The organism is Pseudoduganella aquatica (assembly GCF_020865585.1).
In the GTDB taxonomy this organism is placed as follows: domain Bacteria; phylum Pseudomonadota; class Gammaproteobacteria; order Burkholderiales; family Burkholderiaceae_D; genus Rugamonas; species Rugamonas aquatica_A.
In genome coordinates this window covers 1100368-1126281 of the sequence record NZ_CP086370.1, presented here as the reverse complement: position 1 = coordinate 1126281, position 25914 = coordinate 1100368, and the positions used below count along the sequence as shown (strand labels likewise).

The following is a 25914-nucleotide window of genomic DNA, read 5'->3' as shown; positions in this document are numbered from 1 at the left end:
GTGAAAAGTTGAGGGCTTGCTGCCATTCAATGCTAATCCTCAAGCGCCCAGCCGTCCTATCGCGAAAGGCAGGGATGGACGCACCAAAACGGCGCAAGCTGCGTGTACGTGCGGCGCGCCGCCGGCCGCGCGGCGCCGATAGAATGGCGCGATATCGAGGGAGGCTGCCATGCGATCGTCTGCGATGAAACTGCTGGTTCTGTCTTGCGCCCTGGCGGGCTTGGCCGCGTGCGGCGGCGGCAGCGGGGGCATGAGCGTCACCGCGCCGCCAGCCGCGCTGCAGCTGGCCTTGCAGCCGGTGGCGAGCGGCCTCTCGCAGCCGCTGTACCTGACCGCGCCGGCCGGCGACAGCCGGCTGTTCATCGTCGAGCGTCCCGGCCGCATCCGCGTGTTTGCCAACGGCGCGCTGCTGGCCACGCCCTTCCTCGACATCAGCAGCCAGACCACCAGCGCCGGCGAACGCGGCCTGCTGTCCATGGCCTTCCATCCGCAGTACGCGCAGAACGGCAGCTTCTTCATCTACTACACGGACAGCAACGGCGATATCGCCGTGGACCGCATGAAGGTCTCCGACACCAACGCCAACCTGGCCGACCCGGCCACCGCCGGGCGCGTCATCACCATCCCCCACCGCGAGTTCAGCAACCACAACGGCGGCCAGCTGGCCTTCGGCGCGGACGGCTATCTCTACATCGGCACCGGCGACGGCGGCGGCGCCGGCGATCCGCTGCGCAACGGCCAGAACCTCAATTCGCTGCTGGGGAAAATCCTGCGCCTGGACGTGGGCATCGTGGTGCCGGGCCAGACTTACGGCATCCCTTCCGGCAATCCCTACGCGGGCCAGGCCGGACGGCGCGGCGAGATCTGGGCCGCCGGCCTGCGCAACCCGTGGCGCTTCTCCTTCGACCGCGGCGACGGCCTGCTCTACATCGCGGACGTGGGCCAGGACCAGCGCGAGGAGGTGGACGTGGCGCCCGCCACGCAAGCTGGCCTGAACTACGGCTGGAACATCATGGAGGGCACGGCCTGCTACAACGCCGCCAGCTGCAACCAGGCCGGGCTGACCCTGCCGGTGTTCGAGTACCAGCACGGCGCCAACGACGTGAACGGCTGCTCCATCACCGGCGGCTATGTGTACCGGGGCGCGGCCATCCCCGAACTGGCGGGCACGTATTTCTACTCGGACTATTGCAAGGGCTATCTGAAGAGTTTCGCCTATCGCAACGGGGCGGTCAGCGGGGCGCAGGAGTGGGCGGTGGACAACCCCGGCAATGTGCTGTCCTTCGGCCAGGACGCGCAGGGCGAGCTGTATCTGTTGGCCGGCAGCGGCCAGGTGTTCCGCATCGTGCGCCGCTGAACGCGATAGAATGGCGGCATCGCAACCCGCCCATTCCGCTGATACCGCCATGGCACGTTTGAAACTTGAATTCCCGGAAGACCAGTTCTATTTTTCCACCCAGCTGACCGTGCGCGTCACCGACATCAACGGGGCCAACCACCTGGCCAACGATTCGATGATCTCCATGATTTCGGAGGCCCGCGCGCGCTTCCTGTTCGAGTTCGGCGTGCGGGAAACGGAGGCGGACGGCACCGGCATTATCGTCACCGACCTGGCCACCACCTACAAGGCCGAGGGCCATGCGCGCGACCATCTGCTGTTCGAGGTGGGGGTGATGGACTTTAACAAATACGGCGGCGACATCACCTTCCGCATCACGCGCCCGCAGGACCAGGCGCTGGTGGCGATGGCCAAGTCGGGCTTTGTCTTCTTCAACTACAAGCGCAGCCAGGTGGTGCCCATGCCGGAGGATTTCCTGGCGAAATTCCCCCGGGTGAACTGGCTGGACTAAGGCCTAGCCGCGCGAAGGCCGCGCGCCGCGCACTTTCACGTCGAAGGTCTTGCTGAACCAGTTGTCCAGCATCTGCTTTTCATAGCGCAGCTCGTCGTTGGCGGTGGACAGGCGCGCGTTCTCGAGATAGTTCATATCGGACAGCCGGGCGTCGCCGCTGCGCAGCACCTTGCCGCCTTCCTCCAGGCTGTAGTGCAGCTCCATGCGGGGCCAGTCCGCCATGCCGCGCATGATGCGGATGTCGTTCGCGCTGCGGCGGCTGTAGTCGATGCGGCCGGCCAGGTCGATGTCGGTCACGGTCACTTTGAGTTCCTGCCCGGGAGGCAGGAGTTTGCCCAGCTCGGCGAAATGCTTGCTGAGGCTGTCGAGCACGCGCTCGCGCTCCACCGGCGAGAACGGCATGTCGGCGAATTTCTGCGCGTCGGTGTAGGTCACCGTGGCGCCGGCCACGGCGGCGGCGCTGGCCATGGCGGCGATGCCGGCCAGCGCCAGCGCGGCTACGGGGTTGCGAAGTGCACGCATGATGATCCTTTCAGCATAAAGATGGCGGATCATCCTAATATACCCCCGTTTGCCGTGCCTTGTGCTGCGCTGAAACGCTTTCTTACCAATTCCCCCGGCGATCAGCTGCCGATGCGGCCGCCGTCATTCTTGGTGATGACGATGGTGGCCGAGCGCGGACGCTTGCCCGCGCCGTAGCCTATGCTGGACGGCCACTGGCTGGTGTACTTGCTCGGGTCGGCAATATTGGCCTGGCTGGTGGTTTCGCCCGGGTGCTGGATGTTGACGAACAGCGCCTTGCCGTCCGGCGTTTCGCAGATGCCGGTCAGTTCGCAGTCCACCGGGCCGACCAGGAAGCGCTTCAGCGTGTCGGCGGTCGGGGTCTTGCCGACAAAGGTGTCCACCGCCAAGGTGCCGGTGCCGGTGGTCGGGTAGGTCAGCGTGACTTTCTTGCCGTCGCCCACCTGGCCCGGCAGCGCGGCCAGCATCATGCAGTTGGTGACGTCGGTGTAGGCGCCGTCATCGGTCTGGATCCAGCAGATGCCGGTGGACGGGCTGAAGGCCAGGCCGTCCGGGCTGGAGAAGTCCTGGTCGGCGGTCAGGCTGGACAGGTTGACCTTGCCCGCGTCGGCGCCGCTTTCCGCGCCGAACAGGTAGACGTCCCAGCTGAAGGCCAGCGCGGTGGAGCCGGCCAGCGCTTCCTTGATGCGCAGGATGTGGCCGTTCGGGTTGCCGCTCTGCGCGGTCGTGCCCTTCATGTCGGTGTAGGCGCGCGGGTTGGGGCCGTCCGGGGCCAGCGCGGACGAGCCGCTCGGGGTCGGGGTGCGGTTGCTGTTATTGGTCAGCGAGAAATACACTTCGCCGTTGGCCGGGTTGACCGAGCACCATTCCGGACGGTCCATCTTGGTGGCGCCGACCGCGTCGCCAGCCAGGCGGGCGTTGATCAGCACGTCGGCCTGGTCGGCGAACTTGTAGCCGGTGTAGGCGGCGATCAGCGGGTTGGTGATGCTCAGCTCGATCCAGCTGCCGGAACCGTCGGCGCCGAACTTGGCCACGTACAGCTTGCCCGAGTCCAGGTATTTGTCGCCCACGGCCAGCACGTCGGCCAGGGCCGCGTCGCCCGGGTTCCAGGCTTGGGTGGAGACGAATTTGTAGATGTACTCGTTGCGCGAGTCGTCGCCCATGTAGACGGCCAGCGGCTGGCCGGCCACCACTTTGCCGAAGGCGGCGCTTTCGTGCGCGTAACGGCCCAGCGCGGTGCGCTTCTTGACGGCCTTGGCCTTGTTGTACGGATCGGCTTCCACGATGTAGCCCATGCCGTTCATTTCGTTGCGGTAGTCGTCGCTGCCGTCCACCGACGCGCCCAGCTTGCTGTTGTTCCAGCGCGCGTATTTGTCGTCGGCGCCGCCGCTTTCCCAGCCGTGGCGCGATGCCGCGCCCTGGCTGCGGCCGTAGCGGTTCAGCGCAGCGACGCTCTTGTCGTTGCCGCGCGCGGCATTGTCGGCGGCGCCGCGCACAAAGTAGCCGGACCAGTTTTCTTCGCCGGAGACGAAGCTGCCCCACGGGGTCTTGCCGGTGCCGCAGTTGTTCAGGGTGCCGCGCGTTTTGCTGGCGTCCTTGGAGTACTTGGTCACCAGCAGCGCGTTGCCGCGCGCCGGGCCGGAGATTTCGCATTCGGTCAGGCAGGTGACGCGGCGGTTGAAGGCCGAATCCTTGACGTATTCCCATTTGCCGCCGGTCTTGCGCACTTCAACCATGGACAGGCCGTGCAGCGCGGTTTCGCGGTCGATCTCGGCGGCCGGGCGCGGCAGGGTGTTGCTGCCGCCGTTGGCGTGGATGAAGAAGGACGACAGCTGCTGGTTGGTGGTCGCTTCGTGGTTGACGGCCAGGATGCCGCGCTCGACGGCGCTGGTGGACGCCTTGCCGTCGGCGCTCAGGCCGAAGAACTCCATGCCGTCGTGGTGGTCGCCGGCGCGGTTTTCGAAGTCGGCGTCGCTGCCGTCATTCTTGAAGGCGGTGGCGGTGGCGGTCAGCGGGTCGCCCAGCGCGTACAGCACGGTGGCGGTGTAGCCTGCCGGCACGGTAACCAGGTCGGCCAGGCTCTTCGGCACGGCGCTGAAGCTGAGCAGCTTTTCGGCCGGGGGCGGCGGCACCACAGGGTCCGGCACGGCAGGCGAATTGATGTCGCCGCCGCATGCGGTCAGGCCCATGGAGCCGAGCACCACGGTGGCAGCGCCGGCGGCGCCGCCGCGCAGCAGGTTGCGGCGGCTGATGCGCTGTTCCAGCACGGCGCTGAAGTGTTCGTTCGGGGTATCGTTGTAGCCGATATCGTCTGGGTCGATGGAGGCTGGCACGCGGTCTTTGCTGTTCATATTCTTGGTCTCTGAGTTGGGAGGGTGCGACGCCCGCCATTCTAGGAGGAATAAATGACAACATTGTGACCGGGGCCCCTGCCTGCTATCCTAGTTTTGTCATGGACAATTTATCCGTGCTTAACAGTTTTCTTTTGAATCGATGGACAATATTGTCAAAAGTGAAGTACTGTTTCATATCAGTCACTGGCGAGGCGCCGCCGGGGCCGATGCAGCATGCAGTTTCGCTATGAAAAACAGGCATCTGTTGTAAGGCCATATCGTAATGATTATTGCCTGTTGTTAATTCAACGGATGTGAGACTACAATCGAAAGAATGCGCCTAAAAATTGCGCATACGAGTGTCTTTTTGCGGAATACGCCTATATGTCTTTTTTGTCCTCACCTTCGCCCAAGCTAGCGCCATGGAAAGTTCTGCTGGTCGATGACGAACCCGATATCCACGACGTCACCAAGCTGACCCTGACCCGCTTCCGCCTGGACGGCCGCGCGCTCAGTTTCGTCCATGCCTACAGCGGCGCGGAGGCCAAGGAAGTGCTGGCGCGCGAGCAGGATATCGCGCTGGTGTTCCTGGACGTGGTGATGGAGCAGGAGGACAGCGGCCTGGAAGTGGCGCGCTGGATGCGCCAGGAGCTGGACAACCAGTTCACCCGCATCGTGCTGCGCACCGGCCAGCCGGGCCAGGCGCCGGAAGAGCGCGTGATCGTCAACTACGACATCAACGACTACAAGGAAAAGACCGAGCTCGACCGCACCAAGCTGTTCACCACCACCTTCGCCGCGCTGCGCGCATACCGCGACATCATGAAGGTGGAGGAAGCGCGCATTGCGCAGCTGAACTACCGCGAAGGCCTGGAGCGCGTGATCGCCGCCTCGGCCCATATCTTCCAGCAGCGCAACCTGAAGGACTTCGCCAACGGCCTGCTGCAGCAGGTGGTGGCGCTGCTGCGCCTGGAAAACAGCATGCTGCTGCGCCTGCGCGCGGCCACCGCCATCAGCGGCGAACATGAATACGAAATCCTGGCCCAGATCGGCGACGAGGAAAACATCCTCACGCCCGACCTGCTGGCCCAGCTGGACGACGCCAAGAGCAACCGCATCTCCCGCGTGCACGGCGACACCTATGTCGGCTACTTCCCCAACAGCAGCGGCAAGGCCTCGCTGCTGGTGCTCAAGGGCGTGGAAGAAATCTCCGACATCGACGCCAAGCTGCTGGAAGTGTTCTGCTCGGGCGTGGCGATCGCCTTCGACAACATCCTGCTGACGCAGGAAATCACCGACACCCAGGCCGAGCTGATCCTGCGCCTGGGCGACGTGGTGGAATCGCGCTCCAACGAGGCGGGCAACCACGTGCGCCGCATGTCCGAGGTGTGCCATCTGCTGGCCGTGGCCAGCGGCATGCCGGACGAGGAAGTGGCGGTGCTGCGCCACGCCGCGCCCATGCACGACATCGGCAAGATCGCCACGCCGGACGCGGTGCTGCTGAAACCGGGCAAGCTCGACGCGGCCGAATGGGAAATCATGAAGCAGCATCCGGCGGTGGGCCTGTCCATCCTGGACGGCTCGCAGCGCCCGATCCTGAAAGCGGCCGCCGTCATCGCGCACCAGCACCACGAGAAATTCGACGGCAGCGGCTACCCGCAAGGCCTGCGCGGCGACAAGATCCACCTGTACGCCCGCATCGTGGCCGTGGCCGACGTCTTCGACGCACTGATGCACAAGCGCTGCTACAAGGAAGCGTGGCCGGTCGACCAGGTGGTGAGCCACCTGCGCGAAGTGGCCGGCCACCACCTGGACCCGGTCTACGTCGAGCACCTGATCAACAACATCGACAAGGCGCTGGCCATCAACGAGCGCTTCCCGGACTGAACGCCGCCTGCACGGCGTGCTCGATGCGGCCGGCCAGTTCGGCGTCGGCCAGCATCGGGAACTCCTTCTTCAGTTTATTCGACACCGCCCAGCCGTTTTCGCGCACCGCGCGCACGATGCGGTCGATTTCCGCATCCGGCCCTTCCAGCCAGTTCTTCACCTTCCGCCGCGCGCTGTAGACGCCGCGCAGATACGCCGCCTCGTCCGGCATCTCTTCGGCCAGGGTGTGCCGCAGCACGCCGCCCAGGTAAGCCGCATGTTTGCTCAGGTCCGGATAGCGCCAGGCAGCCATCGCATCCTCGTAAGCGCCGAACTGGAAGTTTGAGCGGACGCCATCCTCGTATTCCGCCATGGCGCCAAACTGGTACTGCTGCGCGTATTTGCGCATCAGCGGCCGGGAGAAGACTTCCAGCGTCTGGTCATACACTGCGCGCGCGAAGGCCGAGCGCGTGATCGAGGCCGACACCGGCAAAATAAAGGGCGCCGGCACTGCCCCGTCACGCCGCAGGATATCGTTAATCAGAAAGCGCGAAATCCGGCCATTCCCGTCCGACATGGGATGGATATAGACAAAACCGAACGCCGCCACCGCCGCGCGGACGGCCGGCGGCCGGCCCACCGTGCACGCCAGGCTGGCCCGCAAGCCTTCGAGCAACGGCAGGATCGCGTCCCAATGCGGGGCGATGTAGTCGACCACGTCGCTATACGTATTGAGATGGCCGACGAACACCGGCGAGCGGCGCAGGCCGTAGCGTGTTGCGGCCGGCCCCAGTATGCTGGCCTGCAAGGCCGCCAGGCTGTCCAGCGCCAACGGATCCTCCGAGCGGCCGCACATGGACTCCATCGTGGCAGCAAAGCGCTGGATGCGGCCCTGCTGGCTCTCCTCGTGCTCAATGGCGAAGCTGGCGCGGCTTTCCCTGATCGTCAGCCAAACTGCGCTGCGCTGGAGAATATCCTGTCCGTAGGCCGACTCAAGCTCCGCCAGCGCGTGGGCAAAATCGATAGCCTCGGCCGCCAGCACCTCCGGGCTGCGCGACACCACCGGACAAAACTGGCACGTGCCCGGCAAATTGTTGCGCACCCGCCAGCGCTTCACTGCGATAAACGATGTGGAAGTGAGATAAGCGCCGGCATCAATGGCGTCGACGTAGTTGCCCGCGGCGGTATCCGGCACAGCGAGCGTCCGCCCGGTCAGCCACTCGAAAAAGAACCCCGCCCTGCGCGCATATTGCCCGGTAGGCTCTCGCCTGATCCACACTTCAAGCTCAAGCGGTTCAATCCGCGCAAACAGGCGCGCCAGCAACTCCAGATGCAAACGCTCATGTTTTAGTGCAAAAGTAAGCTGCGCTTGCAGATCATGTGCAGGACGGACAGATGCAGGAAGGCTGCTCGCGGCAGGCAAAGGCTGGACAGGCTCGGCGCCATACCGCTCCGCCAGCCATCGCCACCCTGCCCTTGTCCCTGCGGTAACCATGATTAAAATCGTTCAGAAGTACTCGAAAACGATTATGCGCCTAAAATTTTGATTACAAATCGAGGCTTGGGACAAAAAACGCTTATGGCGCTGAAAGACCAGAAGATTGAGCAATACGAAGGCAAGTCCCCTTGAGGCAACGTGGTCGCACACATTCGGACGCGAGTCGAACGGGCATCTCTTGGGAACTTCAGAGACTGCTCTCCGGTCGGTGGTGGGGTCGCGGAAATGAGAATAAACTGCTATTAAACTCGTCAAGTCCATGCGAGAAAAACCATGACTATCGAACTTACCCCGTGGGACACCTCACAGCAGTTACAAACCCGAGAAGATATCGTGTTGTTTCTGGAGGCATGCCTGGAACAAGCGGCAGACGATGTTCCCTTCATTTCTGTTGCTATCGAAACAGTCGCACGCTCCCCGGCGCTGGCTCAACTCTCAGCCAGCGATGAGTTGCGTGAAGGAATTCTTAGCCTGATAAATGCTCATCCGTCCAACATTGCGCAACTGCTCTCTGAAATATTACATATAAAAATATCAGGAAATGGACATATCACAACCTATACAGTTTGAGGAATAGGAAGGCCGGGTCTCCTCAAGCCTGCGGCTTGCCTTGCTGGACGCGGGGGAAGCGCAGGTTGTAGTGCAGGCCCATGTTGGGGGCGCTGACCACTTTGACCGTGCCGCCCAGCGGACCCGTCACCAGGTTGTACAGGATGTGCGCGCCCAGGCCGCTGCCGCCGGAGCCGCGCTTGGTGGTGAAGAAGGGGTCGAACAGCTGGCTCAAGGTGCCAGGATCCATGCCGATGCCGTTGTCGCTGTAGTCGAACTGCACGTGGTCGCCCTCCACCCTGCCCTTGATCTTGATCGAGCCGGACTGGCCTTCGCCAAAGCCGTGCACCAGCGAGTTGACCACCATATTCGTCACGATCTGCGACACCGCGCCGGGGAAGCTTTCCATGTCGATGTCCGGCGGGCAGTCCACTTCCACTTCGATCGGCTTGCCCTTCAGCTTGGGCTGCAGCGACAGCAGCACCTCGTCCAGGTATTTGCGCAGGTTGAAGCTGCGCACATTGTCGGACGACTGGTCCACCGCCACCTGCTTGAAGCTGCGCACCAGCGCCGCCGCGCGCTGGGTGTTGGTGGTCATGATGCGCAGCGACTGGTCGACGATGTCGAAGAACTGGTTCAGCCCGTCCTCGTCCAGGGCGCCGTTGGCCAGGTCTTCCTTGGTCAGCTTGAGTTCCTGCACCAGGTGGCTGGTGGCGGTCACGCAGATGCCCAGGGGCGTGTTGATTTCGTGCGCCACGCCGGCCACCAGGCGGCCCAGCGAGGCCAGCTTTTCCTGCCGCACCAGCTCGCCCTGCGCTTCCTGCAGCTGCGTCAGCGCCGTGTTCAGCGCCGCGTTCTGCTCCTCCAGCGCGCTCTTGGCGCGGCGGATGGCGCGGTCGGCCTGCAGGCGCGAGATCACCACCGCCACGTGGCTGGCCATGAAGGCCAGCACGTCCAGGTCGGACTGGGTGTAGATCACGTCCTCGTGGTAGCTCTGCACCACCAGCACGCCGTAGGCATAGTCGTTGAGCAGTATGGGCGCGCCCATCCAGCTGATGATCTCTTCGTTGCCCAGCGGCCGCTCCACCTCGCCGGACGCCATCAGCGCCAGATAGCCGTCGCGGTCCAGCAGCACCGGCTGGCGCTGCTTCAGGATGTAGGAGGTCATGCCCACACCGTAGGAGAAGCTGGTGCACGGCGCGGTCGGGTCTTTCTCGTCGACGAAATACGGGACCGTGATCTCGTTGTTGCTCGGGTGGTAGAGCGCGATCAGGAAGTTGCGCACGGTCAGCACTTCGCTGATGGCTTCGTGCAGGCGCTGGTACATGGTGTTGCGGTCCCACGAGCCGCCCGACAGGCTGGCGATCTCGTACAGCGCGCGCTGCAGGCTTTCGGCGCGGCGGCGCTCGGCCACTTCGTACTCCAGCGCGGCGGTGCGCTCGTGCACGGCGCGCTCCAGGCGATCCATGCTCTGCAGGCCTTGCAGCGCGCTCGACACGTGGCTGGCGATCAGCTGGAACAGCGCCTGGTCTTCCTCGCTGAAAGTGTGCTGCTTGTCGTAGCTCTGGATCACCATGGCGCCCATGGCCTGGTGGTTCTGGTCCAGCAGCGGGCAGCCCATCCAGTGCTCGGCGGTGGTGCCCAGCCCCCACACGGCGCCGTCGGTCTCGTGCGAGGTGTGCTCCTCGGCCGTCATGATCAGGCGCTGGCCGTTCAGTATCACCCAGGCGGTGGGCGAATGGTCGGACGAGGGCAGCTCCACCAGCTCCTGGCCGTCATAGGGCGCGTCGTCCACCTCGTCGACAAAGTAGACGAAGCGCACCGAGTTGGGGCGCCCCTCGTCGCTCAGCGCGACATAGAAGTTGGCAGCGTACATGATGCGCCCCAGCGCCTCGTGCACCGCCTGCACAAATTCCGCAATGTCGGTGCAGGTGCTCGATTTCTGCCCGATTTCGAGCAAGATGCTTTGTACGGCTTCCAGGCGGCTAAGACGGCTTTCCATCGATTTTTCCTATGTGCAATTGAGCACAGGAATGGTAACAGTTCAGGCAGGCCGGCGGTAGCCGCTTTCTATCCACGCTGTGGCGCTCGCCACACTGAGTTTGAAGGTCGGCAGCGCGCGCACCTGGGCCAGCTCCTCGCCGTAGGGGTCGAAGGCGGTCAGGGTGGCGTAGGGTTCGTCCTCGTCCGGCGTGATGTCGAAGTTGACGGTGATGTAGGCCGCGCCTTCGGTGTTCACGCGCACGCTCTTGTGCAGCTGGGCGTGCAGCTGCTGCTCGTGGCGGCGCAGCACTTCGTTGGCGGTCTTGACCAGGGTGTTGAAGGCGTTGATGTCGAGCGGCTTGGGGTTTTTCTTGTCGCGCCCCATGGTCCACGGCCCCACCAGGGCCGGTTCCGGCTCGCCGTCCTTGATCATGGCCACGGCCCAGCCTTCGTCCTCGTCGTTCTTGATCACGCGCGCGGTCCAGCCATTGGCTTGCCATAGGCGGTCTTCCTGGACCAGGGCGTCTTCGTCCTGATTTTGGTCTTGGTCTTGGTCGGAAAGCAGGGTGTCGTCAAACATGGCGTCAGTCATGGGAGCTCGCTTTACTGGATATACATACAGTTAAAAACCGTATCATAGCCGAATTCAGCGCTTGCGGGGAACTGCCGTCGAGCCCCGCACCACCAGTTCCGGCTTGAGCCGGATTTCCACCTGCCCGCCGCCCTCCCCGCGCAGCTGGCGCAGCACCAGCTGGGCCGCCTGCACGCCCATCGCATGGTGGCCGATGCGCACCGTCGTCAGCGGCGGGTTGACCATGTCGACAAAGGGCATGTCGTTGTGGCCCACCACCGACACGTCCTCCGGGCAGCGCAGGCCGCGCTCGCGCAGCGCGTCGTAGCAGCCCAGCGCCAGCAGGTCGTTGCCGGCCAGGATGGCGGTCGCCTGCGGGTAGCGGTCCAGCGCGTCCAGGCAGCCGGCGCGGCCCGCTTCGCGCGTGTAGGCGCTGCACTCGGCCAGCAGCACGTCGTCGCGCGCCACGCCGTGCGCGGCCAGCGCCAGTTCATAGCCTTCCTTGCGCAGGTGGCCGGTGGACAGCGTTTGCGGCCCCACCAGGTGCACCAGCTGGCTGTGCCCGAGCGCCAGCACGTGCTCCACCGCCAGGCGCATGCCGGCGTATTCGTCGTTCACCACGCTGGACACGCGGCTGCTGTCCTCGCTGCGGTTGACCGTCACCAGCGCCACGCCAGCCTCCAGGCAATGGCCGATCACCGGGTCGTCGCGGGTGGCGGTGGCCAGTATCAGCGCGTCCACCTGGCGCGCCAGCAGCTGGTCCACCACAAAGCGCTGCTGCGCCGGGTCTTCCCCGGCGTTGGTCACCAGCGCCACGTAGCCGTGCTTGCGCAGCTCGTCCTCTATGCCCAGCAGGATGGGCGGGAACACCGGGTTGGTAATGTCGGGCAGCATCACGCCGACGATGTTGGAGCGCCGCGTGCGCAGCGCCGCCGCCATCTTGTTGGGGCGGTAGCCGTGCTTGGCGGCTTCCGTCAGCACCCGCTGCGCCACTTCCTCACCCACCATGTGGCGCGTTTCCGGGTCCATGACGCGGCCCACCGTGGAGGTGTGCACCCCCAGAATCTCTGCCAGGCCCTTCAGCGTCATCTTTTTCTGCTGCATAGACTTCCCGCGTCCCTCGCTAATCGATGTCGTATTTTCGCACGCCCGCGCTTCCCAGCGTAAACCAAGAAATCTATGCGAACGTTCGCAAATATTTTCTCTCAACGCTTGAATTCACATTTTGTTCTGCTACTATCAAGTCAATGCGAACGTTCGCATAACCAAATACAAGCAGGAGGAGACAGCAAGTGGACATGAACACCGCCAACATTATCGACGGCGAAGCATCCGTCACCGCCGTGGCGCACGCCGCCATGGCCCGCACGCCGGACGCGCGCCTGCGCCAGCTGGTGGCCGCCTTTGTCGACCATATGCACGCGCTGATACGCGAAGTGGACCTGACCGAAGCCGAGTTCGACACCGTGCTCAAATTCGTCACCGACATCGGCCAGCAGACCAACGACGTGCACAACGAGGTGGTGCTGGCGGCCGACGTGCTGGGCATCTCCACCCTGGTGGCGCTGCGCAACAATCCGCAGACCCAGGGCCAGAGCGCGGCCGCCCTGCTCGGCCCCTTCTGGCGCGCGGCCGCGCCGCTGTGCGCCAACGGCGATTCCATCGCGCGCGGCGACACGCCCGGCACGCCCATGCAGGTGTTCGGCCAGGTGCGCGGCCTGGACGGCCAGCCCATCTGCGGCGCCAAGGTCGACGTGTGGCAGGCCTCGCCGGCAGGCCTGTATGAAAACCAGGACGCCCACCAGCCGGCCATGAACCTGCGAGGCTACTTCATCACCGGAGAAGACGGCCGCTACAGCTTCCGCACCGTGCGCCCGGCCGGCTACCCGGTCCCCACGCACGGCGCGGTGGGCGTGCTGCTGCGCCTGCAGGATCGCCACTGCATGCGGCCCGCCCACGTGCACTTCATGGTGTCGCACCCGCAGTGCAAGACGCTGATCACCCAGGTCTTCGCGGACGACTGCGACCACCTCGGCAGCGACGTCTCCTTCGGCGTGACCAAGCCGCTGGTGGGGCAGTTCGTGCGCCACGCGGGCGACGCCGGCGAGTACTACACCCTCAATTACGACTTCGTCCTGGAAGCGGGCGAAAGCTGCTTCCCCGAAGCGCCCATCAAATAAGGAAACCAGCATGCCAATACCACTTCCACTCGCGGGCCAGGTGGCCATCATTGCAGGCGGCGCGGGCGCCATCGGCTACGCCAGCGCGCAGCGCCTGGCCAGCCAGGGCGCGCGCATCGTGCTGCTCGGCCGCGCCGGCGGCGACGCCCACGCCAAAGCCGCTGCCCTGCCCCCGCCGCAATTCGGCGAACACTGCGCCATCGACGCAGAGCTGGCCGACAGCGCCGCCCTGGCCCGCGCCGCCGCCGAAGTGCGCGAACGCTATGGCCGCGCCGACATCCTGGTCAACTCGGCCGGCTTCACGCAGCCGGTGCCGCACGCCGACCTGGACGCATTGAACGACGACCTGATCGACGCCATCTTCACCGCCAACTGGCGCGCGCCGTTCGCCGCCATCCGCGCCTTCGCGCCGCTGCTGCGCGCTTCCGGCAAGGGCCTGGTGGTCAACATCTCGTCCATCGCCGCCACCACCGGCATCGGCAGCAACGTGGCCTACTGCGCCGCCAAGGCCGGCCTGGACACCATGGCCAACTCGCTGGGCCGCGCGCTGGCGCCGCACATCCGCGTCATCAACGTTTCGCCCGGCGTGGTGGACAGCCAGTTCGTGCCGGGCCGCGACGCCGCCTTCAACGACAAGCAGGCCTCCACCACCCCGCTCAAGCGCATCGGCCAGCCGGACGACATTGCCGCCGCCGTGGAAGCCTGCGCCACCACGCTGCTGTTCGCCACCGGCAGCGTGATCCGCATCGACGGCGGCCGCCACCTCGGCGCGGCGTAAGGAGGGCACATGAACAAGACCATCATCACCTGCGCCGTCACCGGCAACATCGTCAAGCCGGACCAGCACCCGGGCCTGCCGGTCACGCCGCGCCAGATCGCGCAAGCCTGCCTGGACGCGGCCGACGTGGGCGCTTCCGTGGTCCACATCCACGTGCGCGATCCGCGCACCGGCATGCCGTCCATGGAGCTGGACCACTACGCTGAAGTGATGCAGCGCATCCGCGAACAGAACCGAGAGCTGGTGATCAACCTGACCACCGGCCCAGGCGGCCGCTTCATCCCCAGCGCGGACGACCCGCAGGTTGCGGCTCCCGGCAGCACGCTGATGCTGCCGGAAAAGCGCGTGGCCCATATCGCTGCGCTGCGGCCCGACATCGCCACGCTGGACCTGAACACCATGAACTCCGGCGCGGACGTGGTCATCAACACGCCCGCCAATGTGCGCCGCATGGCCAAGGTGATACGCGAGGCGGGCGTGCTGCCCGAGATCGAAATCTTCGACTCCGGCGACCTGCACCTGGCGCGCGACCTGATCGCCGACGGCACGCTGGCCGGCCCCGGCCTGTTCAGCTTTGTGCTGGGCGTGCACTACGGGTTCAGCGCCAGCCCGGAAACCATGGCCTACGCGCGCGGCCTGCTGCCGCCGGGCGCCACCTGGACCGGCTTCGGCATCGGCCGCCACGAATTCCCCATGGTGGCGCAGGCCTGGCTGCTGGGCGGCCATGTGCGCGTCGGCTTCGAGGACAACCTGTACATCGCCAAAGGCCGCCTGGCCAAGGACAACGCCGAGCTGGTGGCGCGCGCGCGCCAGATCGTTGAATCGCTGGGCGGCGCCGTTGCCACGCCAGCCGAAGCACGAAAAATATTGAGCATGTAATTACACCAACCGAGGAGACATTATGAACACCGTCCGCGTTAACGAAAAAGCCGCCAGCATCGACCTGCTGGCCCCCACCCTGTCCACCACCGAGCGCCCGATTGCCCAGCCCGGCCAGTGCGTCATCGAAGTGCACAGCGCAGGCGTGAACCCCAGCGACGTGAAGGCCGCGCTGGGCGCCATGCCGCACGCCGTCTGGCCGCGCACGCCGGGCCGCGACTACGCCGGCGTGGTCATCGACGGCCCGGCCGAACTGCTGGGCGTCGAAGTATGGGGCAGCGGCGGCGAGCTAGGCATCCGCCGCGACGGCACCCACGCGCGCTACCTGGTTCTGGACACGGCCGCCGTGCGCGCCAAGCCGGCCAGCGTATCGATGCTGGAAGCGGGCGCAGTGGGCGTGCCCTTCATCACCGCCTACGAAGGCCTGCGCCGCGCCGGACTGCCGCAGGCGGGCGACGTGGTGCTGGTCATGGGCGGCAACGGCAAGGTGGGCCAGGCCACCATCCAGCTGGCCACCCGCGCCGGCGCCCGCGTGTTCGCGGTGGAGCGCAGCAAGGAAGCCTATATCGGCCACGCCAGCGGCGCGGTGGACATGATCGCGGCCGACACCCAGGACATCGCCGCCTATGTGCGCGACAAGACCGGCGGCCACGGCGCGGACATCGTCTACAACACCGTCGGCAGTCCCTACTTCGAGCAGGCCAACGCGGCGCTGGCCACCGGCGGACGCCAGATCTTCATCTCCACCATAGACCGCGCCGTCCCCTTCGACATCTTCGCCTTCTACCGCGGCCAGCACACCTACGTCGGCATCGACACCCTGGCGCTCGACTCGCTGGCCTGCGCCCGCATCCTGGACGCGCTGGCGCCCGGCTTCGCCGACGGCACGCTCAAGCCCTTCCCTGTGCTGGCGGACACCATCTACGCCCTGAAGGACGCCGCGCAAGGCTACCGCGCCGTGCTGGGCGGCGCGCGCGAGCGCGTGGTTTTGCAACCAGATCTGCTGCCGGCATGAACCTCACCCGCTACCAGCAAGCCCCGGCCTACTTCCCGCCCAACCACGCAGGCATGCACTGCCTGCGCCTGCAGGGCCATGAAGCGGGACCGTCGGACAGCCTGTGGCTGGGGCTGTCGCACCTGCTGCCGGGCGGCGGCACCACGCTGGACGCGTCCGGCGTGGAGAAGCTGTACGTGGTGCTCGAAGGCGAAGTGACCATCGCCACCGAGGACGGCGAACAGGTGCTGCGCCAATACGATTCCGCGCGCCTGGCGCCCGGAGAAAAGAGGGCCTTGAAGAACAACACGAACCACCCGGCCAGCATCCTGCTGGCCATGCCATACCAGTCAAAATAAGTAGCAAACAATAAGCTAGACCTTGATCGAAGCACACGACGAAGTATTGGAGGAGACACATGATTACCACCAGCCCTACCGGCCCGGGCACGGGCGCGCTGCCGCCCGCAGTCCGCACCCGCAAGCCTTTCTACGCCATCCTGTACGTGCAGGTGCTGTTCGCCATCGCGCTCGGCATCCTGCTCGGCCACCTCGACGCCAAGCTGGCGATCGACATGAAGCCGCTGGGAGACGGCTTCATCAAGCTGATCAAGATGCTGATCGGCCCCATCGTGTTCTGCACCGTCGTCAGCGGCATCGCCGGCATGCAGGACATTAAGAAAGTCGGCCGCATCGGCTGCAAGGCCCTGCTGTATTTCGAGCTGGTGTCCACCTTCGCGCTGTTCATCGGCATGGCGGTCGGCAACTGGCTGCGCCCGGGCGACGGCTTCAACGTCAACCCGGCCACGCTGGACGCCAAGGCCGTCGCCGACTACGTGGGCAAGGCCAAGACGCTGAGCACCACGGACTTCTTCATGAACATCATCCCCACCACCGTGGCGGACGCTTTCGGCAAGGGCGACGTGCTGCAGGTACTGCTCATTTCGCTGCTGTTCGGCTTCGCGCTGGCGGCCATGGGACAGCGCGCCAAGCCGGTGACGGAGCTGATCGAAATGGGCTCGCAGGCGGTGTTCGGGGTGATCGGCTTCATCATGCGTTTCGCCCCCATCGGCGCGTTCGGCGCCATGGCCTTCACGGTCGGCAAATACGGCGTGGTGGCGCTCGGCCCGCTGCTGCGCCTGATCGGCACCTTCTACCTGACCTCCGCGCTGTTCGTGCTGATCGTGCTGGGCCTGATCGCGCGCGCCGCCGGTTTCAGCATCATCAAGTTCCTGGTCTACATCAAGGAGGAGATTTTCCTGGTGCTGGGCACCAGCTCGTCCGACACCGCGCTGCCCACGCTGATGGCCAAAATGGAGAGGCTGGGCTGCTCCAAACCGCTGGTAGGCCTGATCGTCCCAACCGGCTACACTTTCAACACCGACGGCACCAGCATCTACATGACGATGGCGGCGCTGTTCGTGGCCCAGGCCACCAATACCGAACTCAGTTTCCTGCAGCAGCTGGCCATCTTCGGCGTGGCCATGCTGACGTCAAAAGGCGCCAGCGGCGTGCAGGGCGCTTCCTTCATCGCGCTGGTCGGCACGCTGGCGGTGGTGCCCACGATACCGGTGGCCGGCATGGCGCTGATACTGGGCATAGACCGCTTCATGAGCGAAGCGCGCGCACTCGTCAACATGATAGGCAACGGTGTCGCCACGGTGGTCATGGCGCGCTGGGAAGGCGAGCTGGATCGCGAAAAACTGTCCGTCATCCGCTAAAGGAAGAACACAATGAAAAAAACCTACCACTCGCCGGCGGCGCTGCCGCTGGCCATGGCACTGTCGCTCACGCTGGCGCCCGGACTGGCCGCCGCGCAAAGCAGCGTCACCGTCTACGGCCGCCTGAACGTGGCGCTGGAATCCATGGAGACCTCGGCCGGCACCGCCGGCAAACCGCTCAGCATCACCCGCGAAGTGAACAACCGCTCGGTGTTCGGCTTCAAGGGAACGGAAGACCTGGGCGACGGCATGAAGGCGCTGTTCCAGATCGAAGGCACGCTGTCGCCGGACACCGGCGAAGGCAGCCCGGCCGCGCGCGACACGCGCGTGGGCCTGGAAGGCGGCTTCGGCCAGGTCTTCCTGGGCCACTGGACCACGCCCTACAACAACAGCACTTCCGGGCTGGACCCGTTCTATCCCACCACGGCCGGCTATATGAGCATCATGGGCAATGGCTCCGGCTCCACGGTGGACAATGTGAGCAATGTGTCGTCCTTCGACCGGCGCCAGCAGAACAGCATCAGCTGGTATTCGCCCGTGTGGCGCGGCTTCTCGCTGCGCACCGCGCACGGCATCAGCGAAGAACGCCCGGCCGGCGGCGCCAAGCCGTCGCTCACGTCGCTGGCCGCCATCTACGAGCAGGGACCGTGGTATGCGGCGCTGGCGCACGAGCTGCACAAGGACTACCAGGGCAAGGGCCGCGACGACAAGGGCACGCGCCTGGCGGCGGCCTACAAGTTCGTTAGCAGCTACGGCGAAACGCGGCTGGCTGTGGTGGCTGAAAAGCTCAGCTACGAGACTGCCACGGGCAAGCTGGAACGCAAGGCGGCGTATTTGTCGGCCAGCCACCAGTCCGGCGCGCATGGCCTGAGGCTGGGCGTGGCGCGGGCGGGCGACGGCAGCGGCGCTTCCACGCAGAAGATAGGCTTTATCAAGCGCGGGCCGGACACCGGGGCGCTGCACGCCACGGTGGGCTATGACTACACGCTGTCCAGGCGCAGCAGCTTGTACGCCTATTACACGCGCCTGGACAACGAAGCCAATGCGGTGCATGACTTCGCCATCAATCCGCTGGGCGTCAGCGCAGGCGCCACGCTCAAGGGCGCGGCATTCGGCATCAGGCACGCGTTTTAACGGCGCTGGCGGGTTACGCGCTCCGCGCTAACCCGCCCTTGTATTATTCCATCTGCCCCGAAAACGGAACGTCGGGGCAGAGCAACTGGATGCCGTACCCGCCCTTGGTCGCCAAGATCGTGATGTAGATTTCGCAGCAGTTGCTCTTATTCCATTAAAGATCGAACAGTATCTTTGGCCCGGCGTGCCGTGAGCCCGCATTTGCAAGGTTGATCAGGAGAAGAGTAATGTTGTGTCTTGGTATAGATGTCGCCAAATTGAAGGTCGATTGCGCACTGCGCCTGGAAACGGGCAAACACCGTGCGAAAGTTGTAGAAAACACCCAGGCTGGCTTTGCCAAACTGGAAGCGTGGCTGCAGAGTCATACGGACGGGTTGCCCCATATCTGCATGGAGGCCACTGGCGTCTATTGGGAGGCGATCGCGGAGTTCTTTGCCCGTCGGGGCTACCGCGTCAGTGTCGTCAATCCGGCCCAGATCAAGGCGTTTTCCCAGGCGCAGCTGGTGCGCACCAAGACCGACCAGGTCGACGCCAAGGTCATTGCCGAGTTCTGCGCCAAGCATGGTCCGGAAGCATGGCAGCCGCCGCCGCTGAGCGAACAGGAGTTGAAAGCGATGGTGCTGCGCCTGGATGCGCTGCTGGCCATGCAGACGCAGGAAACGAACCGCCTGGACGTGGCGCGCGAATCGGTCCGGGCCGATATCGAACAGCATATTGCCTGGCTCGGCGAGCAGATTAAACAGCTGCGCAAGCGCGTACGTGATCACATCAACGACGATCCCGACATGCGCGGCAGACGCGACTTACTCGATACCATTCCCGGTGTCGGGGACAATACCATTGCGTTACTGCTGGCCTATGGCATGCATGCCGGGCGCTTCGACAACGGCCGGCAGGCTGCCGCCTTTGCAGGCCTCGATCCGCGCCAACATGAGTCCGGATCAAGCGTGAAGCAGCGGCCCCGGATGTCCAAGATCGGCCACGCGCATCTGCGCAAAAATCTGTACATGCCGGCTATGGTAGCGCTGTACCGCACCGACTGGGGGCGCCAGTTCCGCACCCGCCTGGAAGCAGCAGGCAAGCCGGCCAAGCTGGTGATCGGCGCCATGATGCGCAAGCTCGTCCACGTTGCTTTCGGCGTCTTAAAATCTGGCAAACCATTCAATCAGGAGCTTCAAAACGCTTGACCGGCATAACAGTATCTACGCATGTTCAAGCCACGATAGTCCGCTCAGCGTAACCCGCCGTGCATGCGGCGCCGGGACGACAAAGACATCGCGGGCCGGTGGGCTAAGGTGCGGATCGCATGTTCAAGCCACGATGGTCCGCTCGGCGTAGGGCGGGTTAGCTGCGCAGCAGCGTAACCCGCCGTGCATGCGGCGCCGGGACTACAAGGACATCGCGGGCCGGTGCGGCGGGGCGATCGGCGGCCCCAGCGGGGTACGGCGCGGATCGATGGCCGGTTCCGGCATATGGTAGGTGTAGGGATTGATGATGATCGGCGGAATCGTGGGTGGCGCCGACGGCGGCCCTTTGGGTCCGCCCGACAATTCAGTCGCGCTACGCTGGCGCATTGCACTGCCGAATCCCGAGGATATCGATTGACCCTCGCTCAGTTCTAGCCAAGCCATATTGCCCTCCATGTGCAAGATAGGTATTCAGTATAGGCAACGATATCTTTAATTCAAGGAGAACCCTGCCGCTTTTTTCGGCAAGCGGGGGCGATTCCGCAGCTTATCGCCTCCGTCCGCCATTGATCCCGCGAAATCCGCGCTCCATCGCAATCCGGTGGCCCGGCGCGGCCTCCAGCCGTAAAGTCGCACCATACCAACCACGCATCACCACCACGACTTTACGGGGAACCTGAAATGAAAAAACTGCTCGCCATCGCTCTTATCGCCCTGCTCTTTATCGCAGCCTGGAATACCCTCGACACCGGCGACATGGTGGTCCACCTGGGCGACGAGGAATTCGACGGCCCGCTGGGCGTGCTGCTGGGCATCACCTTCGGCGGCCTGGGCCTGCTGATCGGCGCCATCGTCATGGTCTGCGTGGCGGTCTTCCTGGGCTTCCTGTTCGCCGGCCTGGGCGTGCTGATGCTGGCCGGCCTGGTGCTGCTGGCGGTGGTGCTGGTCGCCGTGATGTCGCCGCTGATGCTGCCGCTGCTGATCCCTGCCGGCATCATCTGGTTCTTCGTGGCACGCAACCGCAAGCAGCGCGAACGCAGCGCCAGCCTGAACAAGATGGACCAGAACATGGACCCGCACGCCGCCATCTAAGCCTGCCCGCCCGCCTCCTCGCACCCCGCCCCGGGCGCAAACTGTTCCACACGGTTGCGCCCGGCGCGTTTGGCGCAGTACAGCGCCTTGTCCGCCCGCACCAGCGCCGCATCGCCGCTGGCATCCGCCGGGTCCAGCGCCGCAATCCCTATGCTCACCGTGACCGACAGCGCGCGCCCGTCCACCTGCAGCGGCGTGCCGGCGATGCGCTGCCGCAGCCGCTCGGCGAAGGCCAGCGCGGCGGGCATGTCGGCGCCCGGCAGCAGCACCGCGAACTCCTCCCCGCCCACCCGGCCCAGGGTATCGATCTTGCGCTGGCTGTCGCGCATCAGCGCGGCCAGGTGGCGCAGCACGGCGTCGCCGGTGGCGTGGCCGTATTCGTCGTTGACGCGCTTGAAATGGTCCAGGTCCAGCATCAGCACCGCGCCCTGCTCGCTGATGTCGCGCTGCAAACGGGCCTGCTCATCGTCCAGCCGCGCCATGAACTCGCGCCGGTTCGGCAGGCCGGTCAGGAAGTCGGTGGTGGCCAGCACCAGCAGCTCGTCGTTCATGCGCTTGCGCTCGGTGATGTCCAGCGTGGACACGATAACGAAGTCCAGGCTGTTGGCATGGCCCGGCATCACCAGCAGGGTCAGCTCGTTCAGCCGCTGCACCCCGTCCAGCCGCTCGAAGCTGCCCTCGCAGGCGAACAGGTGGGCGCCCTGCGCCAGCGCGCCCAGCGCCCGGGCGAAAGCGTCCATGGCGGCGCTGTCGAAATTCTGCGCCAAGGTCAGCGCGGAGGCGTCCTTGCTGCCGGGCGGCGCGCCCACCTGGGCCAGCGCGGCCGCGTTGACGTCGGTGATGCGCACCAGGCCGGCCAGCCGCGCCACCTGGCTGGGGTTGGCGCGCAGCCAGGCGGGCACGTCGTCCACGCCGGACTGCGCCAGCTCGGCCAGCGCGGCGCGCACGGCGGACCAGTCCTGCTGCCACAGCGCCACCGGCGCGTGGTCGTACAGGCTGCGGAAGCGCGCCTCGCCGGCGCGCAGCGCCACCGCCCCCTGCGCCTGCTCGATGGCGATGCCGGCCAGCCGCGAAGCCTGCTCCATCAGCGCCAGCTGGGCCACGCTGGGCGCCTGCGCGGCGCGGTGGAAGATGGCGAAACTGCCCAGCATGGCCCCGCTGGCGGCGCGGATGGGCTCCGACCAGCAGGCCTGCACTCCGGCCTGGCGCGCCACGTCGCGGTATTGCGACCACAGCGGATCGCCGGCCAGGTCGGCCACGATCACCCGCCGCCCCAGCTGCACCGCCTGGCCGCAGTAACCTTGCGGCTCGTTCACCGGCTGGCCGTCCATGGCGGCGCACAGCACGGGCGGCAGGCTGGGCGCGGCGCGCACCTGCAGGCGGCTGCCGTCCTCGTCCAGCAGCAGGACGGCGCAGAGCAATTCCGGATGGCCGTCCTCGACGCCGCGCACCACGCTGTCGAGGATGGTCTGCAGCGGCGCGCCGGTGGCCAGCAGCTCCAGCACCTGGCGCCGGGTCTGCTCGCGCACTTCACTCTGGGTGCGTTCGGTAATATCGCGGAAGGACCACAGCCGCGCCGGCGCGCTGCCCAGCCTCAGGCCGCGCGTGAACTGCTCGATGACGCGGCCGTCGCGCAGATGCAGCAGTTCGTGCTGCACGTCGTTCTCGCGCAGCCGGCGCGCCACGGCCGCCAGGAAGACGCTGGGCTGGGCCACCTGCTCGGCCACCTGCTGCAGCAGCAGCGCGCCGTCCTGCGCCCAGTCCAGGTGCTCGGGCACGTTCCACAGCTCGCGGAAGCGGCGGTTGGAATTGAGCACGGCGCCGTCGAAATTGTCGACCAGGATGCCGTCCACCGTGGAGTCCAGTATGCTGCGCAGCACCGCCTGGCTGCGCTGGGCGCTGTCGGCCATGGCCAGCAGGCTGGCCTGGCCCTCCTTGAGTTCGTCGGCCAGCTGGCGCGCCCGGCTCAGCGCGCGGCGCGCCCGCAGGCTGCTGCGCGCCAGCAGCCAGGCCAGCGCCGCCAGCACCGCGCTGAGCACCACGCCGGCGCCGCCTATCAGCTGCACTTTGCTGTCGCGCTCAGCGCCCACGCCGCTGCCCGGCAAGCCGCTGATGCGCAGCGTCCAGCGGTGGCCGGCCAGGCTGATCTTCTGCACCGTGTGGCGCATGCCCGGCTGCGGCGGCCCCGGCTGGCTGTCGTACATGCGCCTGGCAACGGCCAGCTCGTCGCCGTCGTAGATTTCCACGTCCAGCTTGGCGGCGCGCTCGCCGCCCAGGCCGGCCATGACGTCGCCGATGCGGAACGGCGCATACACCCAGCCCGTCAGCGCGGCGCGCCGCTGTTCCAGGGTCTGCTGCGGCTGCGCGTTGCTGTACACCGGCAGCACCAGCAGGAAACCGGCCTGCTCGGCGCCGGGGCCGCCGCCATCCTCCTGCACCAGCCGGATGCGGCCGGTCAGGGACGGCAGGCCGGAATCGCGCGCGCGCTCGAGCGCAACGCGACGCACAGGATCGGACAGCGGGTCGAAACCGAAGGCTTTCAGATTGGTGCCGCTGAACGGCTCGATGTAGACGATGGGCGCGTACTGGGCGCGCGCGCCATCGGGGTGCACCGTGTAGTCCGGAAAGCCGTCGCGCCGCACCGCCAGCACATGCGCATCGAGCTGCGCGCCGCCCACCAGGCGCATATAGCCCACGCCTTGGATGCCGGGGAAATGCTGGTTCAGGTGCTGGCTGTCCAGGTAGCGGTGGAATTCGTCGCGGTCGACAAAATCGGAACTGATGTACAGCCCTTGCACGCCGTACAGCACCTGCTCGTAGGTCTGCATGCGCTGGGCGATGCCGTTCACCAGTTCGCGCACGCGGAAGTCGAAATCGGCCTGCAGGCCCTGGGCCGCGTCGGCGCTGGCGTTGCGCCATAGCCACCAGGTCGATCCCAGGCACACGCCCAACACCAGGCCCGCCACGATGGCCGGGTTCAGCAGGTACTGCAGCGGCCGGCGGGATTCGGGCCGGGGAACGGTAGGGTCCATGCTTGTCGCTGGAGAAACGGCGGTGAAAGGGAGTGCCAGCGCTTCTAATGCTACCGTTGATAGTACGTTAACGGCCCCGCCACGCGCAACGCCCTATTGTGGATTTTCGGCAATAGCCTATGCCGTATTGCCATTTGCAATCGACCTTCAGACATCGATTGTAGGGGAAACTCTTAGCTTTTCCATGTCGAAAAACTTTACACCTGTTGGGTGCACCATCAGGAGGACAAGGGCAAGCCGTTGATTTCAGACAATAAATTTTTCAGGCATGCAACTTGCTTTTGCGTAATTTATATTTCCAAACATTATGAAAGCAAACATGTCCCCACTGATCCGCCTGAGCGCCGCCGCACTTGTCTCCCTCGCCTTCGCCGCCACCGCCGGCGCCACCGTTATCGATTTCAATGGCAAAGCCGCTGGTTACTATGCTAGCGCCAACAATACCGTACTCAACAATATCAAGTTCAGCTCCTCAAGCGGCAATTTGCTTTATATGGGAACCGGCTACACCGGCGGCGACACCAGCCCCTACGCCTATAACGGCACCGACTATCTGATGAGCTATAACAGCTTCACGCTGAGCGCCGCCACAGCAAGCCCGTTCTCGGTACAAAGCCTGGACATGAAAGCCTGGAATACCTATGGCCCTATCGCGTCTGCAACCCTGGTCGGCACCTACGCGAACGGAGGCACCATCTCGAACACCATCAATCTGAATCAAACCGGCAACAACATTTTGACCGGCGGCAACGACTTCAATACCTATCTCCTGAGCGGCTATACCAACTTGACCTCTCTGACTATCCAACAGAGCAACGACAACAACTGGCTGGCCGTGGATAACATCACCATCAATGCCGCAACGGTGCCGGAGCCGGGCACCCTGGCCGTGTTCGGCCCGGGATTGGCGGGCCTGGCCGCAATGCGCCGCCGCAAGCAGCGCTAAGCAGCCCTCGGCGCCTGCCGCAGCTGCCTGCTCAGGCGGCTGCGCCGCCGGCGTACTCGCGATAGCCGCGCGCGCGCAGGGCGCAGGCCGGGCAGGTGCCGCAGCCGTAGCCCCAGTCATGCAGCGCGCCGCGCTCGCCCAGGTAGCAGGTATGCGTGGCCGAGCGGATCAGGTCCACCAGCGGCGCGCCGCCCAGCTGTTCGGCCAGGGTCCAGGTCTGGGCTTTGTCCAGCCACATCAGCGGGGTTTCCAGCTTGATGCGGGTATCCATGCCCAGGTTGAGCGCCACTTGCAGCGCCTTCATGGTGTCGTCGCGGCAGTCCGGGTAGCCGGAGAAGTCGGTCTCGCACATGCCGCCCACCAGCACGTTCAGGCCGCGCCGGTAAGCCAGCGTGGCGGCCACCGTCATGAACAGCAGGTTGCGGCCGGGTACGAAGGTGTTCGGCAAGCCGTTTTCCTGCATCACAATCTCAATATCTTCCGTCATCGCCGTATTCGACAGCGCCGAGATCAGCGACAGGTCCACCATGTGGTCCTCGCCCAGCCGCGCGGCCCACTCCGGCTTGTGCGCGCGCAGCGCCGCCAGCACGCCCGGGCGCACGGTCAGCTCGATGGCGTGGCGCTGGCCGTAATCGAAACCGATGGTCTCAACCCGGCTATAGCGCTCCAGCGCCCAGGCCAGGCAAGTGGTGGAGTCCTGGCCGCCGCTGAACAGGACCAGGGCCGCATCTGTTTTGATCATTTTTTTGCCTTCAGTAAATCTTAGTAGTACGCCATCTTTTGGGACTATCCGGTAACAT

At 65.3% G+C, this 25914-nt stretch carries 22 protein-coding genes; 14 read left to right on the top strand and 8 right to left on the bottom strand.

Going from position 1 to position 25914, the window contains the following annotated elements:
• Positions 1-169 precede the first annotated feature (169 nt).
• The gene (locus KT882_RS04975) at positions 170-1357 is read left to right on the top strand and encodes a PQQ-dependent sugar dehydrogenase (RefSeq protein ID WP_228894697.1); all 1188 of its coding nucleotides are present in this window, start codon (positions 170-172) and stop codon (positions 1355-1357) included.
• A gap of 49 nt (positions 1358-1406) precedes the next feature.
• Positions 1407-1850, top strand: coding sequence for a thioesterase family protein (locus tag KT882_RS04970; RefSeq protein WP_161074508.1), 444 nt, complete (start codon positions 1407-1409; stop codon positions 1848-1850).
• A 3-nt stretch (positions 1851-1853) separates the two neighbouring features.
• Here the strand turns inward: KT882_RS04970 and KT882_RS04965 are convergent, their stop codons facing one another.
• Entirely contained in the window at positions 1854-2372 is a 519-nt protein-coding gene (locus tag KT882_RS04965; RefSeq protein ID WP_161074509.1) for a DUF3016 domain-containing protein, read from the bottom strand.
• A gap of 101 nt (positions 2373-2473) precedes the next feature.
• Positions 2474-4723, bottom strand: coding sequence for a PhoX family protein (locus KT882_RS04960; RefSeq protein ID WP_228894696.1), 2250 nt, complete (start codon positions 4721-4723; stop codon positions 2474-2476).
• A gap of 366 nt (positions 4724-5089) precedes the next feature.
• Here KT882_RS04960 and KT882_RS04955 point away from each other — a divergent pair, with 366 nt between their 5' ends.
• Positions 5090-6592: a response regulator gene (locus KT882_RS04955; RefSeq protein WP_161074511.1), complete on the top strand. Its 1503-nt coding sequence runs from the start codon at positions 5090-5092 to the stop codon at positions 6590-6592.
• Here the strand turns inward: KT882_RS04955 and KT882_RS04950 are convergent.
• Positions 6570-7895, bottom strand: a complete 1326-nt coding sequence (locus KT882_RS04950; RefSeq protein WP_228894695.1) for a Fic family protein — start codon at positions 7893-7895, stop codon at positions 6570-6572. The genes KT882_RS04955 and KT882_RS04950 overlap by 23 nt on opposite strands.
• Before the next feature lie 447 nt (positions 7896-8342).
• Between KT882_RS04950 and KT882_RS04945 the strand changes: the two genes are divergently transcribed.
• Positions 8343-8639 (top strand): transcriptional regulator, encoded by a 297-nt coding sequence (locus KT882_RS04945; RefSeq protein ID WP_228894691.1) that lies wholly within the window; start codon positions 8343-8345, stop codon positions 8637-8639.
• A gap of 22 nt (positions 8640-8661) precedes the next feature.
• Here KT882_RS04945 and KT882_RS04940 read toward each other — a convergent pair whose 3' ends face one another.
• The 3 genes from KT882_RS04940 to KT882_RS04930 are packed head-to-tail and all read right to left on the bottom strand — an operon-like array spanning position 8662 to position 12276.
• Positions 8662-10620, bottom strand: a complete 1959-nt coding sequence (locus KT882_RS04940) for a GAF domain-containing protein (protein ID WP_228894688.1) — start codon at positions 10618-10620, stop codon at positions 8662-8664.
• 42 nt (positions 10621-10662) lie between these two features.
• Positions 10663-11193, bottom strand: coding sequence for a hypothetical protein (locus KT882_RS04935; protein WP_228894681.1), 531 nt, complete (start codon positions 11191-11193; stop codon positions 10663-10665).
• Positions 11194-11247: 54 nt separating this feature from the next.
• Positions 11248-12276, bottom strand: coding sequence for a LacI family DNA-binding transcriptional regulator (locus KT882_RS04930; RefSeq protein ID WP_228894679.1), 1029 nt, complete (start codon positions 12274-12276; stop codon positions 11248-11250).
• Positions 12277-12470: 194 nt separating this feature from the next.
• Between KT882_RS04930 and KT882_RS04925 the strand changes: the two genes are divergently transcribed.
• The 9 genes from KT882_RS04925 to KT882_RS04885 all read left to right on the top strand — a co-directional run bounded on the left by KT882_RS04925 (position 12471) and on the right by KT882_RS04885 (position 21136).
• A complete protein-coding gene (locus KT882_RS04925) occupies positions 12471-13352 on the top strand; it encodes a dioxygenase family protein (RefSeq protein ID WP_161074517.1) in 882 nt (293 codons plus the stop codon).
• A 10-nt stretch (positions 13353-13362) separates the two neighbouring features.
• The gene (locus tag KT882_RS04920) at positions 13363-14130 is read left to right on the top strand and encodes an SDR family NAD(P)-dependent oxidoreductase (protein WP_161074518.1); all 768 of its coding nucleotides are present in this window, start codon (positions 13363-13365) and stop codon (positions 14128-14130) included.
• A gap of 9 nt (positions 14131-14139) precedes the next feature.
• A complete protein-coding gene (locus KT882_RS04915; RefSeq protein WP_161074519.1) occupies positions 14140-15009 on the top strand; it encodes a BKACE family enzyme in 870 nt (289 codons plus the stop codon).
• Between the two features lie 22 nt (positions 15010-15031).
• A complete protein-coding gene (locus KT882_RS04910; protein WP_228894674.1) occupies positions 15032-16024 on the top strand; it encodes a quinone oxidoreductase family protein in 993 nt (330 codons plus the stop codon).
• Positions 16021-16362, top strand: a complete 342-nt coding sequence (locus KT882_RS04905; protein WP_161074521.1) for a cupin domain-containing protein — start codon at positions 16021-16023, stop codon at positions 16360-16362. Before KT882_RS04910 ends, KT882_RS04905 begins: the two co-directional genes overlap by 4 nt.
• Before the next feature lie 59 nt (positions 16363-16421).
• A complete protein-coding gene (locus KT882_RS04900) occupies positions 16422-17723 on the top strand; it encodes a dicarboxylate/amino acid:cation symporter (RefSeq protein ID WP_161074522.1) in 1302 nt (433 codons plus the stop codon).
• Between the two features lie 12 nt (positions 17724-17735).
• Entirely contained in the window at positions 17736-18857 is a 1122-nt protein-coding gene (locus KT882_RS04895; RefSeq protein WP_228894673.1) for a porin, read from the top strand.
• Between the two features lie 227 nt (positions 18858-19084).
• Positions 19085-20044, top strand: coding sequence for an IS110 family RNA-guided transposase (locus KT882_RS04890; RefSeq protein ID WP_228893647.1), 960 nt, complete (start codon positions 19085-19087; stop codon positions 20042-20044).
• Between the two features lie 681 nt (positions 20045-20725).
• Entirely contained in the window at positions 20726-21136 is a 411-nt protein-coding gene (locus tag KT882_RS04885; protein WP_161074524.1) for a hypothetical protein, read from the top strand.
• Here the strand turns inward: KT882_RS04885 and KT882_RS04880 are convergent.
• Positions 21133-24168 (bottom strand): CHASE domain-containing protein, encoded by a 3036-nt coding sequence (locus KT882_RS04880; RefSeq protein ID WP_228894672.1) that lies wholly within the window; start codon positions 24166-24168, stop codon positions 21133-21135. The two genes, KT882_RS04885 and KT882_RS04880, sit on opposite strands and share 4 nt — an antisense overlap.
• A 319-nt stretch (positions 24169-24487) precedes the next feature.
• Here KT882_RS04880 and KT882_RS04875 point away from each other — a divergent pair, with 319 nt between their 5' ends.
• Entirely contained in the window at positions 24488-25114 is a 627-nt protein-coding gene (locus tag KT882_RS04875; RefSeq protein WP_228894670.1) for a PEP-CTERM sorting domain-containing protein, read from the top strand.
• Between the two features lie 31 nt (positions 25115-25145).
• Here the strand turns inward: KT882_RS04875 and queC are convergent, their stop codons facing one another.
• The gene (gene queC / locus KT882_RS04870) at positions 25146-25856 is read right to left on the bottom strand and encodes a 7-cyano-7-deazaguanine synthase QueC (RefSeq protein ID WP_228894669.1); all 711 of its coding nucleotides are present in this window, start codon (positions 25854-25856) and stop codon (positions 25146-25148) included.
• Between the last annotated feature and the right edge of the window lie 58 nt (positions 25857-25914).